The organism is Novosphingobium sp. SL115 (genome assembly GCF_026672515.1).
Classification (GTDB): Bacteria; Pseudomonadota; Alphaproteobacteria; order Sphingomonadales; family Sphingomonadaceae; genus Novosphingobium.
Window position 1 is genome coordinate 126052 of sequence record NZ_JAPPRG010000003.1, and the last position, 16387, is coordinate 142438.

Here is a 16387-nt window from a genome sequence, read left to right on the forward strand (position 1 = left end):
CCGATTGGCAGACAGCCACCTTGCGGCACCGCATCTAATTTGACATATTAATATAACAATTACCCGACGCGAAGCAGAATCGGCCCCAAAGATTCAGCCCCTGCGCGGCAAAGCGGAAGATCACGATGTCTGACAGCATGACCCTTGCCAAGATCGCCACTGCCCCGGCCGACCTGCGCGCCCGTCTGGAATCGATCGTCGGGACAGATCACGTCACGGACGATGAAGCCACCCTGCGCCTGTTCAGCGAAGATATCTGGGCGCGCGGCAACCATGTGGTCATGCTTTCGGTCGCGCCTGCCAACACGGCAGAACTGGCCGCCGTTGTTGCCGCCACCAATGACGCAGGCGTCGATCTTGCCCCGCGCGGCGCAGGTATGAGCTATACCACCAGCTATACCCCCGCGACTGACACTACCATCACGCTCGACATGCGCCGTATGGACCGCGTGCTGCGCGTCAGTCCTGAAGACATGACCGTGACGGTCGAAGCGGGCTGCACCTGGCTGGCGCTGAACGAAGCGCTGAAGCCGCATGGCCTTCGCACCCCGTTCTGGGGACCGATGTCGGGCATCTATTCCACCATCGGCGGTGGGCTTTCACAGCTTAACGCCATGTTCGGCGCAGGCCATTACGGCACGTCGAGCGAAAGCGTAATTGCCGTCACCATGGTCCTTGCCGATGGCCGCACGCTGCGCACCGGCGCGCGTGGCCCCGATGGCGATACCCCGCATTACCGCCACTATGGCCCCGATCTGGCAGGTCTGTTCATGGGCGATTCCGGCACGCTGGGCATCAAGGCCGAAGTGACGTTGCGCCTGATACAGGCTCCGGGCTTTGAAGATTCCGTCTCGTTCTCGTTCAAGACGGGCGAGATCATGCTACAGGCTCTGGCGGAGATGACCCGTGCTGGCATCGCATCGGAAACATGCGGATTTGACCCCGGCCTGACCAAAGTGCGCATGAAGCGCATGTCGATGGCGAGCGACGTGAAGACTCTGGGCAAAGTCATTGCCAAGGAAAAGTCCATCGGCAAGGGTCTGCTGGCCGCTGCCAAGATCGCCATGGGCGGGCGCAACTTCATCCCCGAAGAAGAATACCCGCTGCACATCACGGCAGAAGGTCGTTGCAAGGAAGCCGTCGCCGCAGATATTGCCAAGGCGCGCGAAATCGCCGCCCGGTTCGAAGGCGCGGAGATTGAAAACTCCATCGCCAAGGTCATCCGCGCGATGCCTTTCCCCGCGCCGAACTCGATCCTTGGGCCTGAAGGCGAAAGCTGGGTGCCGGTGCATGGTCAGGCCTCGCTGTCCACCGCGCCAGCCATGTTCGCCGAAATCCGCGCCTACTTCGATTCGATGCAGGATACGTTCGACAAGCACGGCATCTTCAACGGCTTCCTGTTTTCCTCGCTGTCCACCACGGCCATCGTCATTGAACCGGTGTTCTTCTGGCCCGAAGGCTATCGCCCCATCCATGAATCGATGGTGGAACCGGCGCACCTGAAGAACCTGAAGCAGCTTGGCCCCAACCCGGATGCGACCGCCGTGGTCAACACCGCGCGCGAACAGGTAAAGGCCATCTGCAAAAAGTACGGCGCCGCCCACTTCCAGATCGGCCGTGCCTATACCGCCTATCGCGAAAGCCGCGACGAAGCCTTCAAGGACGTGCTCGACGCGGTGAAGGCCGTGGTCGATCCGCGCGGCATCTTCAATCCTGGTTGCCTTGGTTTCCCGATCCGCGAAGGGCGAAACTGATCCGATGGGGGGGCAAGAAACCTATCGCGCAATCCGCCTTGAACGGATTGCGCCCAGCTTCCGCGAAGGTGCAGACGTGGTCGAACTGCCGATCACCGACCCGGTGCGCGGCGAAATCCGCGTGCGCAACCTGCACTGCGGCGTGAATGCCATCTTCGACACGCAGATCGCGCGCAACGCGGTCGATTACGTCAAGATCGCCATTCCCACTTTCACCGGTGTCGAAGCCATCGGCACGGTTGAGGCCGTGGGCGAAGGCGTAAAGGGCTATGCCGTGGGCGATGCGGTGGTCACCGTGCGCTTTACCGGCGGCTACCGCGAAGCGAATACCGCCGCCGTGGCCAACTTCGCCCCTGCCCCTGCGCCCACGCGCGAATATCTTGCGCTCGCCTCCACCGGCGTTTCGGCACTGGTTGCGCTGGAACAGATTGGCGAGGTCAAGCTGGGCGAAACCGTGGCGATCTCCGCTGCGGCGGGCGGCCTTGGTCACCTGCTGGTGCAGCTTGCCGTGCTGAAGGGCTGCCGCGTTATCGGCGTTGCGGGCGGGGCTGAAAAGTGTGCCTTCGTCGCCTCGCTGGGGGCAGAGCGGGTGATCGATTACCGCTCTGAAGATGTTGGCGCGGTTCTGGCAGCGGAATATCCCGATGGCATTGACGTTGCCATCGATACTGTCAGCGGCACCATCTTTGACGCCTTCCTTGCCAATATCGCCAACCATGGCCGCCTTGTCGTCGGCGGGGCTGCGGCAGACCTTGAAGGCAAGCCGGAAATCGTCACCGGCCCACGCGTGGCCCACGCCATCTACTACAAGGGCGCATCGGTGCGTGGCTTCATGAACGGGTTGCTGACCGCCCATTGGGACGATGCCCGCAAACGCCTTTACGACCTCTACGCCCAAGGCAAGCTGCGCGTGGCATTCGACAGCCAGCGCAATGTGGGGCTGGAGGGCATTTACGACGGCATCGAACGCCTGCTTTCGGGCAAATCGATGGGCAAGGTCATCGTCGATATCGTCGATCAGGGGGAGTAAAGCCGTCGCAGGGGCGGCCCCGCCCCGCGTCTGGCGACAATAGCCAATGACAATTTCACCCAAGACGCTTTTCGAAAAGATCTGGGATGCGCACCATGTCGTCCAAACCGCAGGCGGTGCCCACCTTATCGCGATTGACCGCGTGTTCCTGCACGAACGCACCGGTGCCGCTGCGCTGAAATCGCTGGCCGCCAGTGGGCGCCCGGTCCGCGATCCGGCGCGGGTCTTCGCCGTGATGGACCATATCGTCGATACACGCATCGGACGCGGCGATGGCACCTTGATGCAGGGCGGCAGTGCCTTCATCACCGAAACCCGCGCCGCCGCCCACGCCGCCGGGATCACCCTGTTTGATGTGAACGATCCCGATCAGGGCATCACCCACGTCATTTCGCCGGAACTTGGCATCGTCCTGCCCGGTGCCACGCTGGTCGCACCCGACAGCCACACCTGCACCCAAGGCGCGCTGGGCGCGTTCGCATGGGGCATCGGTTCGTCCGAGGCCGAACATGCGATGGCCACCGGCGTCCTGCGCCTTGACCGGCCAAAGACCATGCGCGTGCGCTTCACCGGCACGCTGTCCGCTGGCGTCACGCCCAAAGACATGGCGCTGCACCTGCTGGCCACCCACGGCGCAGGCGGCGGTGCCGGCCATGTGGTGGAATTTGCAGGCGACGCCGTAACCGCGCTCGATATCGAAGGCCGCATGACCTTGTGTAACATGGCCACCGAATTTTCGGCCATGACCGCCATCATTGCGCCCGATGAAAAGACCTTCACTTACCTCGCCGGTCGCCGCCATGCCCCCGCCGCATTTGACGCACCCTATTGGGCCACGCTGAAAACCGACGATGATGCGGCATTCGACCGCGAAATCGTGATCGACGCTGCCACTATCGCCCCGATGGTAAGCTGGGGCACCAGCCCCGAACACAGCATGGCCGTCACCGCCACCGTGCCGCAAGGGCCGGAACGCGCGCACACCTATATCGGGCTGGACGCAGGCCAGACTTTGGCCGGCACGCCTATCGATGCCGCCTTCATCGGTTCGTGCACCAACGCCCGCCTGTCAGACCTGCGCCGCGCCGCCGATCTGCTGCGGGGCCGCCACATCGCGCCGTCGATCCGCAAGGCGCTGGTCGTCCCCGGCAGCTCCGCCGTAAAGCGCGCGGCAGAGGCAGAAGGGCTGGACAAGGTGTTCATCGACGCGGGCTTTGAATGGCGCGCCAGCGGCTGTTCCCTTTGCTTCTTTGCAGGCGGTGAAAGCTTCCCTGAAGGTGCCCGCACCATCAGCAGCACCAACCGCAATTTCGAAGGCCGCCAAGGCCCCGGTATCCGCACCCACATCGCCAGCCCCGAAACCGTGGCCGCGAGCGCGATTGCAGGCGCGATAGCCGATCCGCGCGAGATTGCCGTGCGGGAGATCGCGCAATGATCCCGTTCACCACGCTCCATTCCACCGCCGTCCCGCTGTTGCGCGATAACGTCGATACTGACGCGATCATCCCCAGCCGCGAGATGAAGACCACCGGGCGCACCGGTCTTGCCGATGGGCTGTTTGCCCCGTGGCGTTACACCGATGTCGCCGCGCGCGTGCCCGATCCTGCCTTCCCGCTGAACCAGCCACAGGCCCACGGCGCGGCTATCCTGCTGGGCGGAGCCAACTTCGGCTGCGGATCAAGCCGCGAACACGCGGTCTGGGCGCTGGCCGAATATGGCATCCGCTGCGTGATTGCCGAAAGCTTCGCCCCCATCTTCCGCGCCAACTGCATCCGCAACGGCATTCTGCCGATCACGCTGGACCGCACCGTGGTTGATGGCCTTGGCTGGCAGGCACTGGATGTGGACCTTACCACCCAAACCGTGCGCAGCGGCGATCAGGTCCACACCTTCACCATCGAGGACGAACCGCGCCTGATGCTGCTTGAAGGGTTGGACGCCATCGCCCTCACCTTGAAATCCCTCCCCGAAATCGACGCATGGACGGCTGCCGATCGCGCCCGCCGTCCGTGGATCTATGCCGGAACCCCAAAATGACCGAGTTGGCATGACCGAAATTCTCGTATCCGAAGTTGGCCCGCGCGACGGGCTGCAATCGATCAAGGCAATCATGCCGACCGAGGCCAAGAAGGCCTGGATCGCCGCCGAAGCCGCTGCCGGTGTGCGCGAGATCGAAGTGGGCAGCTTCGTGCCGCCCAGCCTGTTGCCACAAATGGCCGATACGGCAGAACTGGTCGCCTTCGCCCGCACCCTGCCCGGCCTCAACGTCGTGGCGCTGGTGCCCAACGCCAAGGGCGCGGCCCGCGCGGTCGAAGCAGGCGTGCATGGCCTGTCCATTCCGTTTTCGATGTCCGAAACCCATTCGTTGCGCAACGTCCGTAAGGACCATCCCGCAATGCTGGCCGAAATTGCCGAAGTCGCGCGCATCGCCCGTGAAGGCGGAGCGCACTTTGCCGTGGGCCTTTCGACCGCGTTCGGCTGCACCATCGAAGGCGCGGTTTCGGAGGACGCCGTGGTGCGCCTTGCCGTCGCATCGGCAGAAGCCGGTGCGCTGGAATTCAGCTTGTCCGACACCACCGGCTATGCCGACCCGGCGCAGGTCCGCCGCCTTGTGCGCAAGGTCAAGGCCGCTGTCGGCGCAGACAAGCTGACCACGCTTCACCTGCACAACACGCGCGGTCTTGGCCTCGCCAATGCACTGGCCGGGCTTGAGGAAGGCATCACCACGCTCGATTCCTCGCTGGGTGGTCTTGGCGGCTGCCCTTACGCGCCGGGCGCTTCGGGCAACCTCGTCACCGAAGACCTCGTGCTCATGCTCAATTCGATGGGCCTCAAAACCGGCATAGATCTCGAAAAGCTGCTCACCGTGCGGTCAATCCTTGTCGAAGCCCTGCCGGGAGAGCCGCTCTACGGCTTCACTCCCGATGCAGGCCCGATGATGGATTACAACGAAAGGATCGCCCGATGACCGAGGCCCAGAACAACGGCCCCACCCCGCTCGCTGGCATCCGCGTGGTCGAATTCACCCACATGGTCATGGGACCGACCGTGGGCCACATCCTTGCCGGGCTTGGCGCAGAAGTCATCCGCGTCGAACCCATCGGCGGGGACTCCACCCGCCGCCTGCTCGGTTCCGGTTCCGGCTATTTCCCGATGTACAATCGCGGCAAGCAATCGATCTGCCTCGATCTGAAATCGGCAGAAGGCCTTGCCGTGGCTCGCGATCTGGCCGCCAGCGCCGACGTTCTGGTTGAAAACTTCCGCCCCGGTGCGCTTGATCGGCTCGGCCTTTCGTATGAAACCCTGTCGGAAACGAACCCCGGCCTCGTCTACTGTTCGGAAAAGGGCTTCCTCCCCGGCCCTTATGAACAGCGCACCGCGCTGGATGAAGTCGCGCAGATGATGGGCGGCCTTGCCTATATGACCGGCCCTCCTGGTCGCCCCTTGCGCGCAGGGTCCAGCGTGGTTGACGTCACCGGCGGCATGTTCGGCGTGATCGGCATCCTTGCCGCGCTTCAGGAACGCCACCGCACCGGTAAGGGCCAAAAGGTCGTCGCCAGCCTGTTCGAAACCACCATTTACCTTGTCGGGCAGCACATGGCGCAGTTTGCCGTCACCGGCAAAGCCGCCGCTCCCATGCCCGCGCGCATTTCCGCATGGGCCATATATGACGTGTTCGAAACGGCAGACGAACCCGTCTTCATCGGCGTGGTCAGCGACAGCTTGTGGGAAAAGTTCTGCGCCCTGTTCGCCCTTGATGACCTGTGGGCCGAACAGGACCTGCGCACCAACAACGCCCGCGTTCTGGCGCGTGATCGCATCATGCCGCAGGTCCGTGCGCTAATGGCCACGATGACCCGCGATCAGATCGTGGCAAAGCTGGAAGGCACCGGCCTGCCCTTTGCCCCCATCGGCCGTCCTGAAGACATGTTCGACGATCCCCAGCTTGCCGATGGCGGGCTTGAAGATGTGACGCTGGATTGCGGCAAGGAAACCCGCCTGCCGACCATTCCACTGCAAATGGGTGGCAAGCGCCCCGGCGCTCCGGTCACTTTGCCCAAGCCGGGTGCAGACGCACACGCCATTCTTGAAAAGCTGGGCTACCCGGCTGACCGCATCGCCGATCTCATCCAGCAAGGTGCGGTAGAGACTGCCTGATACAACAAAATCGTGGGGATAAGCCGATGACCGATTTCGACACCAGCGACGAGAACTTCCTGCTCAGCCGCCGCACGATGTTGACAGGCGTTGGGTTGACGGGCGCGGCCATCGCAGGCTCCGGGCTGCTGGGCGCATCGCCCGCCATTGCCGCGCAACTCTCGCGCGAGGAAGGAATCCCGACTGACCCCGCAGCCCGGATCGCGATGATCCGCCGTATGCGCCTGCGCACCGATCCGGGCATCGTCTATTGGTGGTTCCGTGGCCGCAACTATGCGCAGCAGGGCGCAAAGCTGACCCCACTGTGCGAACTGGTGTTTGGCGCGGTGATGAAGGTCAATCCACTGGCCGACGGCAGCATGGAGCTGACGTCCTACGAACTCGGTTTTCGCACGGCGCCAGGCACCAGCGAACGCTCGGACCAGCTTCGCAACCCGCTGACCGGCGAGATGGTCGACGTTCCGTTCGTGCCGGTCGGGCCAACGACGGTGCGCTATACGGCCAACAACGACCTGATCTTTGACGGCAAGATCGGCAACACCACGTTCAAGGCCGAGCATGTGCCCGAACTGTTCTATCACATGGGCGACCAGATCACCTTCCAGCAGCACACCGCTGCAGACTCTGAAACACCTGGTCTGCCTGCGCGGCGCCTGAATGACATGACGATGATAACCAGCCCCGCCAGGGAAGCGCTCGACCCGCGCGTCCACTGCGCCAGCGCGACGGGATACGGCACCGATCTTTCCGACTATGCCCGCTGGTGGAAGATGCCCGCCGGCATGGGCACGCAGTGCCTGCGCAGCGTCGGTCGAAAGGAAACCAGTTATGCCGGTATGCCCAAGGACTGGGTAGACATGCTCGCCCGTGTCAACCCCGAAGGCGCACGCGATCCTGCCAAGCTGCTTACCTTGAAGCAGGAAGAATACCGCAATTGATCCGGGCACTGGGCCTCGTCCTTGCCGCTGGCCTCCTTCTGGGGGGCAGTGACGGGGACGACCCGCTGACCCGTCCGATCACCGGGACGGACGCCGCCCGCTGGCTTCAGCCGCAAGGCCCGGCGCAGGTATCGGGCAACACCTGGTATATCGGCACGCGCCGCATCCGGCAGGCCGTCATCGACACCGGCGCAGGGCTGGTGCTGATCGATGCAGGCCTGCCTGAAAGCTTTGGCACGACCACCGCGCACTTCGCAGCGCTAGGGCTTGATCTGCGAAAGGTCCGCCTGATCCTCGTCACCGAAGCGCATTACGACCATGCCGGTGGCGTGGCGGCTTTGGTCCGCACCAGCGGCGCGCGCGTTGCCGCCTCACGCTGGACCGCCGCAGCCATGCGCCGGGGCATCAGCGGCGCTGACGATCCCCAAGGCTCGTCGCTTATCGCCTATCCCCCTCAAGCAAAAGTGCGCGAACTGCGCGACGGTCAGCGAATCCGCATGGGCAGCGCCACCATCACCGCCCACGCCATGCCGGGGCATACGCCCGGAAGCATGGGCTATTCATGGCAAAGCTGCGATACGGGCAGATGCCGCACGGTCCTGTTCGCCGCCAGCCTGAACCCTCTGGCCACCGGCAGCTATACCTATCGCGCCAACCCCGCGCTGGTCGCCGGTATGCGCCGCACGCTGGCCAGCCTCGACACTGCCGGTTGCGATATCCTGCTGACCAGCCACCCCGAACATTCCGGCTCTGATGATCGCCTGACGGCCGCACTCGAAGGCAAAGCCGACGCCTTCGCCTCACCCGGAGCCTGCGCCACGCTGGCCCGCAAATATGGCGCGTTGCTGGACAGCCAACTTCCCTGAAACCCAACGCAAAAGGGCGGCCCAACCGGACCGCCCCCTTGTTTCTGCATCAACCCACCCGGATCAGAACGGCCCGGATCAGAACGGCCCGGATCAGAACGGCCCGGATCAGAACGGCCCGGATCAGAACGGCTTGACCGTTCCCAGGAAGCAGATGCCCGAAATCGTGATCCAGTAAACATAGGCCATCAGGCGGCCATACAGGAATTCACGTTCCAGCGCGGCTTCTTCTGCCGGGTTCGGACCTTCGGCCAGACGACGGAAACGCACTGTCCACAGGCGCATGATCCAGCGCAGGCCAAGACCGATGCACAGCGTAAAGCCATAGAGCGTCAGCTTGGTTGCATACCAGCGTGAACCTTCGCCCGCTTCCAGCGGACCGTGGCCCAGCAACGACGAAATGCCGACCACGAAGATCGTCGGGATCAGCACCCAGCGGATCTTTTCGTCAAGCTTGGTCAGCATCACGCCACGGTCGGTCTCGCGGAAGATGAAAGCAGACCAGCACAACGCAAGCCAGCCAGCCACGAAAATCCACATCGCAGTCAGATATCCGCCGCCATAGGGCTGCAATCCGTAGATGTTGCCCATGTGCAGCCCCAGCGGCAGCAGCGTGATGATACCGGTGCGCGCCAGGATGTCGATGCGATAGGCGGTTTCCATGTGCCGCCGGCGCTCTTCCATCGAAAGCTTGCGATTGATGATGTTAAAGCTCGTCTGGAAGACACCCCATTCGCCGCCCAGCCAATAGACCATGGCAACGATGTGGACCCAGCGCAGTACCAGTACTTCTTCGATCAACGACTTTCCCCTTTGATGCGGAAGCCGCCACTAAGCCCTGCGGGTCAGCCTTTTGAGAGCTTCTCCACCCAGTCGGTGACCGGCGGATCAGGGTTCTCCATGGCCTCGACTTCCTGCTGGAAGCCGCGCATGACGCGGGCAATATACGCCCTCATGGCGATGCCTCGTTCCTCGCCGGCATCCCTGTCCGGCTTGAAGTTCTCGATGGCATCCCGGTTGATGGAACCTTGCGCTTCCAGCAACCGTTCAACAGTATCAAGACGTTCCCGCGTCGCGGCCAGTTCGGCCGTCAGCGACAACGCCAGCGAATAAAGCCGGTCGACTGCCATCTCATCAAAGAAGGCTGGCCGTCCGCCCTTGGCGCGAGCGCCCGAACGCGCGATCCAGTCGATTTCCTGCGTCATGCCGAAATCTCCTTTTCTGCTCCGCTGGTTACTTGAGGCTTCCAGGCCCCGTAAGCGTTCCAGATGGCAGCGCGTCCGTAATCCTCCTCCTCGCCGTCAGGCGACGCCGGGAACAGGGATTTGTCGGGAATTGCTCGCACACCGGTTACAAACTGATGGTCCATCGGGAACCCGGCCTCTTCCATCACCGTCTTCAAATCCACGCCATGCATGGCCGACCAGAACGGTTCGTTGTTGTTGTACGCATCCCAGTCGCGGATAAACTGTTCATACAACGGCATATTCGGCCCATATTGCGGCTGTTCCACATGCAGCAGCAGCCCGCCCGGTTTCAGCACACGGCGACATTCGGCCAGAATCCTCGGCATCGATGCTGCAGACAGCTCGTGCAGGAACATCGTGGTCTGCACCCAGTCGAAATGGTTGTCGGGAAAGCGCGAAAGATCCTCGCCGCTGGCCTGAACGAAGCGGATGTTGGTGACCCCCAGCCCCGCCGCCCGCGCTGCGCCATAGCGCAGCGATGCCGCCGCCGTGTCGATCGCGATCACTTCGGCATCGGGAAACGCCTGCGCAAACGGCACCGCATTGTGCCCCACGGTGCAGCCCACATCCAGAATGCGCGTTGGCTTCCAGTCGGGCTTGTTGGCCTTGACCCAGCCCACCACGGCCTGCCCGCCGCCATCGTTCAGGCTACCCAGCGCGCCGCCGGTCGTGGCGAAAAGCCCCGCGTCATAGTTCGCGCCCACGGTCACATCGCCGTCGCGTTCACCGCCATGATACCCGCCGGGCTGGCAGTGAATGTCCACGCAAGATGCATAGATCGGCTGTTCGATAGCGGGGTCCAGTTCCAGCAGGCCCGACGTATCGTTGAATGCCTTGGCCCTTGCATCCAGTTCATCCAACTGGCGCAGCACCATCTGGCGGCCGTTCTGCTGGCGCATTTCCATCGAATTGCGCTTCAATGCCGACCACATGCGATGGAACGGGTCTTGGTTCATCGCCACGCGAATTTCTTCGCGGTGTTCCGGCTCGCGCCCATGGATCACCTTGAATGCGGGCAACACGCGCGTTTCATAGGCGATGCGGTTTCCGCGCCCGATTTCCGCCGAAAGATAACGGTTGAACAGGGTCAGAAAGTTGAACCGCGCGGCCTCGTCATGGCTGGCCTGCGGCATCATCGGATGCGCTTGCAAGGCGGTGTAGGGTGGCGGAATAGTGCTGTTCATAGGCCCTCCTCGTGTGCGGCTGGTTCGGCATCGGGCCGTTGCGACCCTGCGAATCAAAACCTGACACAGCGCGAAGGCGCATGGCTTGATTTGTATCAACTATAGAACAATAAAACTGGCAGGTGCGGTCAGGTGTCCAGAAACGCCCGCATTGCCGCCGCCGTCGGCACCGGATCATCCTGCACCGGAAATCCGCTCGATTGCTCAAGCACCACCGTCCGATGGTCGCGCAGCGCGGCTTCCGCAATCGGGCGGAACGGTGGGAAAAACGTGTCGCGCCCGCCATATATCAGCAGCGTGGGCGCGCTGATCCGCGCCAGCAGCACCGAAAAGTCGGTCAGTCCCACGCCGCGCTCCTGCGGTCTGATCCAGCGTCCGGCAGCCTTGCGGCTGGCGTTCTGTTCCGCCGCGATCCGCACGGCGTCGCGTATCCCGAACACCTTGCGCAGCACCTCCGGCCCGCCCGGCAGCGGATCACCCGCGGCGCTGAACATGCCGGTGCGCACCTGATCGGCCTCGCGCGCTTCAACCTCGGCCCATGTCCGCCCCTTGCCCAGCGCGCAGCACGGCAGCACAAGACGCCGCACCCGTTCGGGCATAGCCGCCGCCAGCGCCACGGCCACGCATCCGCCCAGGGACATTCCGGCAAAGTCGGCCTGACTGACGCCCAATTCCTGCAATGCCCCCGCAATCAGCCCGGCGGTTTCCTGCACCGTCTGCACTTGTGGCGGCACACCGTCCCAGCGCGAAAGCCCATGCCCCGGCAGATCGAACGCAATCACCCGGCGGTCCTTGCCCAGAAGGGCCGCCACATCGCGCCAGTCGTCGCTCCATCCGCCCAGCATGTGCAGCAGCACCAGCGGCGGCAACGCACCCTGTTTGCCGACAGAGCGCCAGTGCAGCACACCACCAGCGCGGCGCACGTCGCCCGACGTATCCCAAATGCCTGAAACTGCGTTGTTTTGCGCGCGCGTTGGCATGGCCGCCAATGCGCCTGTCGCCAGCACTGCTCCGCCCATCTGCCGCCTGCTCATCATGGGCACACCATGCCATAGCGCCCTTGCCGCTCCCACCCCGAAGGCGCACTATCCACCTGACGGCGAATTGCCGGTCGGGCTGTCTGTACCGGGCAACGCTGGCTAGCCTCTCGGCTCAGGATTTTAGAGGTTTACTGCCATGCGCAAAGTCATCGTCGCGCTTGCCGCCTGCGGCTCGCTGCTCGCCATCGGCCAGCACAGCGCCCGCAGCGCCGCCCCTCATGCCGACAAGCTGACCTTCCATGTCAGCCCAACCCGCGAAGGCTGGAACCCCGCAGAAACCGTGCTTTCGCCCGACATGGTGGCAGGCGATGCGTTCGGCCAGATCTGGCAGTCGCCGGTGTTCGATTCGGCAGGCTCGGCCCCGCCTCGCCTGTTCGCCTCGCCACTTTATCTCGGCGCGCTCGATTTTCGCAGCGGCCCTCTGGCCGGACAAACCGCGCCGGTCGCCTATGCCGTGGCCTCCACCGGATATGCTTATGCCGTGCTGGCTGCGCAGCGTGGGGAACTGGCTGCGGGCACCGTGCTGTGGCGCCGGAAACTCACACCAAGTCCTTGTCAGAACGGGGAAATGGGCAATCTGTCCACCCCGGTTATCGACCGTACGGCAGGCCGCCTATACGTCACCTCGTGCCGCGATGACTGGGCATGGGATGTCCATGCGCTGGACTTGCGCACCGGCGCAGAACTGGCAGGCTGGCCGCTGGAAATCAGCCACCGCACCGTGCCCACCAGCCTGAACCGCAATGGCACCACGCGGTTTGAGCCGGGGCAAATCTATTGGCAGCGCGGGGCATTGAACCTGTCTGCCGATGGTGGGCGGCTGTATGTAGCGTTCGGGCCGGACATGCAGGGTTTTCTGGTGTCGGTCGATACGAGAAAAGCCCGTCTTTCCAGCGCCTTCTCATCCATGCCGCGCAGCGACATGCAACAGGGCGGGATGTGGGGCGCCAGCGGGCCTGCCATTGATGCCCAAGGCCGCATATACATCGCCACCGGGGCCAGCTTTGCCTCAGCCTTGGAAAAGCGCGGTATTCCGGGCGTTTACCCCGATGCCGACCACGCATGGGGCCAGTCGATCCTGCAATTTTCCGATGATCCCAAGGCTGGTTTGCGGCTGACCGGCACTTATTCCCCGTTCAATTATTGCCAGACCGCCGCTGCCGATATCGACATCGCATCGGGCGGCGCAGTGGTGATCGACCTGCCCAAAAGTGCCAGTGCAACGCCACGCCTTCTGGCTCAAGGTGCAGGAAAACAAGGTGTTGCCTACCTGCTGGACCGCGATAAGTTACCCGGCAATACCACCCGCCGCCATGCGTGCAGCACAGATCCCGCCACCGACGGTTCGTTGCTGGCCCCCTCCCCGCAGCCGGAACTTGGCACCCGTGGTCCAGTGGTGGTTTTCGGGCCGTATTCGGATACCATCGGCATGGTGAATTCGGCCAAAAGCCGCGCGACGATTGCTCATTTCGGCGCAGGCGATGGCCAGCATTACCTCTATTTCTCAGGTAGTTCCAAAACCGGCGCGGACTTTGGCACCAATGTTCCGCCGGGCCTTGTCCGCCTGAAAATTGCCACACCTCCCGGCCAGCCCGCCTATCTTGTCCGCGATGCGCAGGAAATGACGGTGACGTTCCAAAACCCCGGATCGCCAGTGGTTTCCAGCAATGGTGGGCGCGGCGGCGTAGTGTGGGTGCTGGACAGCAATGTGCCGCGCAGCGCCAATGTCTATCTGCCCGACACGCGCGGGGCAAAGCTCTATGCCTTTGATGCAATTACATTAAAGCCTATCTGGGACAGCGCGGATGCGCTTTATCCTTCGGGCAAATATAACGAGCCTGCGGTGGTCGATGGCATGGTGCTGGTGGGGACTGACCGTTTGCAGGCGTTTGGGCAGCGGCGGGCCGGGACGCCGCAATTTGCCGCTGTTGCGCAGAAAAAGGCCAATAGTTCCGGTGGCTTGGCGCTGTTTCAGGGACGCTGTGCAAGCTGCCACGAACAGGCTGGCACCGGCGCGCCCGACCGGGCCGCGCTGGGGCAGATGGACCGCGCGCGGATTGTCGAGGCGCTGAGCAGCGGCAAGATGCAGGCGATGGCGGAGGGGCTTTCTCCCTCCGATATCACTGAAATTGCAGGCTATTTACGCGAAAATCGGTGAGTGACCTGAACGGCACCTAAGCGCACATTAGGTGCCGCAAACGGCCTTAAACCACGCCTGAAGCGACGAACCAGGAACGGAAGACGCCTTCACTTTCCGGCCCGAAACGGAACGGCCCGCTGCGCGCTGCCGGACTGGTCGCCTGATAGCCGATTTCGACGTCTTTGAACCCCGATGCTTCGAACAGCGCGCGGTAATCTGCCGTCAGTGCGCCGCGCCAGTTGGGTTCATTGTTGAACTGCGCTTCCAGTTCGCCCGACAGTTCCACCCACGGGTCGGAATTGTCGTGCAGCAGCGGCACTTCAAGATGGACCGCCACGCCACCGGGGCGCAGCAGGCGGCGGCTTTCCTCGACAATGGCCATGGTGGCCGCCTGCGAGGTTTCGTGGAACAGGACGCAGGAGAATACGAGGTCGAAGCTGGCGTCTTCGAAGTCGGTCTTTTCCGCGCTCTGCTGTGAAAAATGCACCGCCGCGCCAAGGTGTTCGGCGCGGGCGTGGGCATAGCGCAGGATGGATGCGCCGACATCGATGGCGTGGACTTCCGCTTCCGGAAAGCACAGCGCGGCGGGCACCGAACTGCTGCCGATGCCGCAACCCATGTCGAGAATGCGCTTGGGTGCGAAATCGGGGAAGCGGGTGAGGACGTGAGCCATGGCGGTCTGACCGCGCAAGTCGTTGAGCATGCCGCCGTTGCGGCCCAGCATATAGACCGCTCCGCCCCGGTCCATCACCGCGCCTTGCAGCAGGGAGCCGTCATCATGGGCGTTGCCGCCGGGCATCAGGTGAATGTCGCCCCGCGCGATATAGGCAGGTTCGACGAAATCCGGATTGGTGCGGACCGAGCCTTTGGGATTTTCGATTTGCGCCAGCGCTTCGAGCGTATCGGCCTGCCGCTCCACGCTGCGGGCAACGCCATGCCAAAGCTGGCGCTGGCTTTCCCGCTTCATGGCGAGCCATGAACCGAAGCTTTCGTGGGTGGCCATGCGGCTGCGCAGCGCGGCGGTGCTGTTGGTGTCAGCCCCCTGCAGCGCCTTGGCTTCCTGCGCGGCGATCTGGCCCTGCACCGGTTCGATCTGCTGCATGACGTAAAGCTTCAGGTCGCGGACGAAAAGCTGTTCGGCCAGTTCATCGTGGCTGGGCACAGCGATCAGCGGATGGGCGAGCGCGGCGCGGTCTTCGGACAATTGCACGGTCATGCGGCGTCTCCGGCAGAAGTGGTTGTGGCAAGTTCAGCCTGGGCGGCTTCGCGCAAGGGACGGAATACCTTGTTAAGCGTCGCACGGCGATAAGCTTCGCGGGCGGCCTCTGCCGCTGCATCGGGTTCATAACCGTCGATTGCGCCGGGGGTGAGCGCACCCGATGCTTCAAGCAGACGTTCGGCGGCGTCGAGCCGCGCGCGCAGGATGGTGACTTCGGAAGTGAGGCCGACGATCATGGCGAGAAGCTGTTCATCCATGGGCCGCGCGCCATCGATGGCATCGAGCCGGTTGGGGGTGCGGGGCAGCGGTTGGCGAGACATTATGACGACTTCCTGTTGGCGGCGGCGGCCAAAATGGCGGCCTGTCGCACGGCGGCGACTATACGCGGATATGTGCCGCAGCGGCAGATATTGGTGATCTGTTCGCGGATGGTGGCTTCTGACGGATCGGGATCTTGCGCGAGCAAGGCGGCGACGGCCATAATCATGCCGGGCTGGCAATAGCCGCACTGGGGCACTTGCGCTTCAACCCATGCCTGCTGAACCGGGTGCAGCGCCTGCGCTTGGCCGGGCGACAGCGCTTCGATGGTGGTGACTTTGCCTGCGCCCACATCCGACAGGGGAAGCTGGCAACTGCGCACCGCTTGCCCATCCACATGCACTGTGCAGGCCCCGCAGGCACCGACGCCGCAGCCGAATTTCGTGCCGGTAAGACCAAGCTCTTCGCGCAAGGCCCAGAGCAGCGGGGTATCGGGATCAGCCGGACAATCGCGCTGCTGGCCGTTGACGGTGATGGTTGCCATGGCGGTTCC

At 63.5% G+C, this 16387-nt stretch carries 16 protein-coding genes; 9 read left to right on the top strand and 7 right to left on the bottom strand.

Going from position 1 to position 16387, the window contains the following annotated elements; all coding sequences use genetic code 11:
- The first annotated feature begins 125 nt into the window (after positions 1 to 125).
- From OVA07_RS16835 to bla, 8 genes are read left to right on the top strand one after another with little or no spacing between them, the layout of a single operon-like run.
- Positions 126 to 1754: an FAD-binding oxidoreductase gene (locus tag OVA07_RS16835; RefSeq protein ID WP_268172835.1), complete on the top strand. Its 1629-nt coding sequence runs from the start codon at positions 126 to 128 to the stop codon at positions 1752 to 1754.
- Between the two features lie 4 nt (positions 1755 to 1758).
- Positions 1759 to 2784, top strand: coding sequence for a zinc-binding dehydrogenase (locus OVA07_RS16840; RefSeq protein WP_268172836.1), 1026 nt, complete (start codon positions 1759 to 1761; stop codon positions 2782 to 2784).
- Positions 2785 to 2830: 46 nt separating this feature from the next.
- A complete protein-coding gene (locus OVA07_RS16845) occupies positions 2831 to 4219 on the top strand; it encodes a 3-isopropylmalate dehydratase large subunit (RefSeq protein ID WP_268172837.1) in 1389 nt (462 codons plus the stop codon).
- Entirely contained in the window at positions 4216 to 4821 is a 606-nt protein-coding gene (leuD, locus tag OVA07_RS16850; protein WP_268172838.1) for a 3-isopropylmalate dehydratase small subunit, read from the top strand. The genes OVA07_RS16845 and leuD overlap by 4 nt, the downstream gene beginning before the upstream one ends.
- 10 nt (positions 4822 to 4831) lie before the next feature.
- The gene (locus tag OVA07_RS16855) at positions 4832 to 5752 is read left to right on the top strand and encodes a hydroxymethylglutaryl-CoA lyase (RefSeq protein WP_268172839.1); all 921 of its coding nucleotides are present in this window, start codon (positions 4832 to 4834) and stop codon (positions 5750 to 5752) included.
- Positions 5749 to 6942 carry a CaiB/BaiF CoA transferase family protein gene (locus OVA07_RS16860; protein ID WP_268172840.1) on the top strand — a complete coding sequence of 398 codons (1194 nt, stop codon included), beginning with the start codon at positions 5749 to 5751 and terminating at the stop codon, positions 6940 to 6942. Before OVA07_RS16855 ends, OVA07_RS16860 begins: the two co-directional genes overlap by 4 nt.
- A gap of 26 nt (positions 6943 to 6968) precedes the next feature.
- On the top strand, positions 6969 to 7880 hold the full coding sequence (locus tag OVA07_RS16865) for a DUF1838 family protein (RefSeq protein ID WP_268172841.1): 912 nt from the start codon (positions 6969 to 6971) through the stop codon (positions 7878 to 7880).
- The gene (gene bla / locus OVA07_RS16870; RefSeq protein WP_268172842.1) at positions 7877 to 8746 is read left to right on the top strand and encodes a subclass B3 metallo-beta-lactamase; all 870 of its coding nucleotides are present in this window, start codon (positions 7877 to 7879) and stop codon (positions 8744 to 8746) included. The genes OVA07_RS16865 and bla overlap by 4 nt, the downstream gene beginning before the upstream one ends.
- A gap of 123 nt (positions 8747 to 8869) precedes the next feature.
- Here the strand turns inward: bla and OVA07_RS16875 are convergent, their stop codons facing one another.
- From OVA07_RS16875 to OVA07_RS16890, 4 genes are all read right to left on the bottom strand, one after another.
- Complete coding sequence (locus tag OVA07_RS16875) at positions 8870 to 9547, bottom strand: hypothetical protein (RefSeq protein WP_268172843.1); 678 nt, start codon at positions 9545 to 9547, stop codon at positions 8870 to 8872.
- A gap of 44 nt (positions 9548 to 9591) precedes the next feature.
- Positions 9592 to 9951, bottom strand: a complete 360-nt coding sequence (locus OVA07_RS16880) for a hypothetical protein (RefSeq protein ID WP_268172844.1) — start codon at positions 9949 to 9951, stop codon at positions 9592 to 9594.
- Positions 9948 to 11177, bottom strand: coding sequence for a class I SAM-dependent methyltransferase (locus tag OVA07_RS16885; protein ID WP_268172845.1), 1230 nt, complete (start codon positions 11175 to 11177; stop codon positions 9948 to 9950). Before OVA07_RS16885 ends, OVA07_RS16880 begins: the two co-directional genes overlap by 4 nt.
- Positions 11178 to 11305: 128 nt before the next feature.
- Positions 11306 to 12214, bottom strand: coding sequence for an alpha/beta fold hydrolase (locus tag OVA07_RS16890; RefSeq protein ID WP_268172846.1), 909 nt, complete (start codon positions 12212 to 12214; stop codon positions 11306 to 11308).
- Positions 12215 to 12353: 139 nt separating this feature from the next.
- Here OVA07_RS16890 and OVA07_RS16895 point away from each other — a divergent pair, with 139 nt between their 5' ends.
- Positions 12354 to 14375: a c-type cytochrome gene (locus OVA07_RS16895; RefSeq protein WP_268172847.1), complete on the top strand. Its 2022-nt coding sequence runs from the start codon at positions 12354 to 12356 to the stop codon at positions 14373 to 14375.
- A 46-nt stretch (positions 14376 to 14421) separates the two neighbouring features.
- Here the strand turns inward: OVA07_RS16895 and OVA07_RS16900 are convergent, their stop codons facing one another.
- Genes OVA07_RS16900 through OVA07_RS16910 form a run of 3 tightly spaced genes read right to left on the bottom strand, consistent with a single transcriptional unit; the run spans position 14422 to position 16378 of the window.
- Positions 14422 to 15573: a class I SAM-dependent methyltransferase gene (locus tag OVA07_RS16900; protein WP_268172848.1), complete on the bottom strand. Its 1152-nt coding sequence runs from the start codon at positions 15571 to 15573 to the stop codon at positions 14422 to 14424.
- Positions 15570 to 15896 carry a hypothetical protein gene (locus OVA07_RS16905; protein WP_268172849.1) on the bottom strand — a complete coding sequence of 109 codons (327 nt, stop codon included), beginning with the start codon at positions 15894 to 15896 and terminating at the stop codon, positions 15570 to 15572. Before OVA07_RS16905 ends, OVA07_RS16900 begins: the two co-directional genes overlap by 4 nt.
- Positions 15896 to 16378, bottom strand: a complete 483-nt coding sequence (locus OVA07_RS16910) for a (2Fe-2S)-binding protein (RefSeq protein ID WP_268172850.1) — start codon at positions 16376 to 16378, stop codon at positions 15896 to 15898. Before OVA07_RS16910 ends, OVA07_RS16905 begins: the two co-directional genes overlap by 1 nt.
- Between the last annotated feature and the right edge of the window lie 9 nt (positions 16379 to 16387).

What these genes read in the sequence shown, in the direction of transcription:
- OVA07_RS16835 (WP_268172835.1), top strand. Translation starts at nt 126, where the DNA reads ATGTCTGACAGCATGACCCTTGCCAAGATCGCCACTGCCCCGGCCGAC.
- OVA07_RS16840 (WP_268172836.1), top strand. Translation starts at nt 1,759, where the DNA reads ATGGGGGGGCAAGAAACCTATCGCGCAATCCGCCTTGAACGGATTGCG.
- OVA07_RS16845 (WP_268172837.1), top strand. Translation starts at nt 2,831, where the DNA reads ATGACAATTTCACCCAAGACGCTTTTCGAAAAGATCTGGGATGCGCAC.
- leuD (WP_268172838.1), top strand. Translation starts at nt 4,216, where the DNA reads ATGATCCCGTTCACCACGCTCCATTCCACCGCCGTCCCGCTGTTGCGC.
- OVA07_RS16855 (WP_268172839.1), top strand. Translation starts at nt 4,832, where the DNA reads ATGACCGAAATTCTCGTATCCGAAGTTGGCCCGCGCGACGGGCTGCAA.
- OVA07_RS16860 (WP_268172840.1), top strand. Translation starts at nt 5,749, where the DNA reads ATGACCGAGGCCCAGAACAACGGCCCCACCCCGCTCGCTGGCATCCGC.
- OVA07_RS16865 (WP_268172841.1), top strand. Translation starts at nt 6,969, where the DNA reads ATGACCGATTTCGACACCAGCGACGAGAACTTCCTGCTCAGCCGCCGC.
- OVA07_RS16880 (WP_268172844.1), bottom strand. Translation starts at nt 9,951, where the DNA reads ATGACGCAGGAAATCGACTGGATCGCGCGTTCGGGCGCTCGCGCCAAG.
- OVA07_RS16885 (WP_268172845.1), bottom strand. Translation starts at nt 11,177, where the DNA reads ATGAACAGCACTATTCCGCCACCCTACACCGCCTTGCAAGCGCATCCG.
- OVA07_RS16890 (WP_268172846.1), bottom strand. Translation starts at nt 12,214, where the DNA reads ATGATGAGCAGGCGGCAGATGGGCGGAGCAGTGCTGGCGACAGGCGCA.
- OVA07_RS16895 (WP_268172847.1), top strand. Translation starts at nt 12,354, where the DNA reads ATGCGCAAAGTCATCGTCGCGCTTGCCGCCTGCGGCTCGCTGCTCGCC.
- OVA07_RS16900 (WP_268172848.1), bottom strand. Translation starts at nt 15,573, where the DNA reads ATGACCGTGCAATTGTCCGAAGACCGCGCCGCGCTCGCCCATCCGCTG.
- OVA07_RS16905 (WP_268172849.1), bottom strand. Translation starts at nt 15,896, where the DNA reads ATGTCTCGCCAACCGCTGCCCCGCACCCCCAACCGGCTCGATGCCATC.
- OVA07_RS16910 (WP_268172850.1), bottom strand. Translation starts at nt 16,378, where the DNA reads ATGGCAACCATCACCGTCAACGGCCAGCAGCGCGATTGTCCGGCTGAT.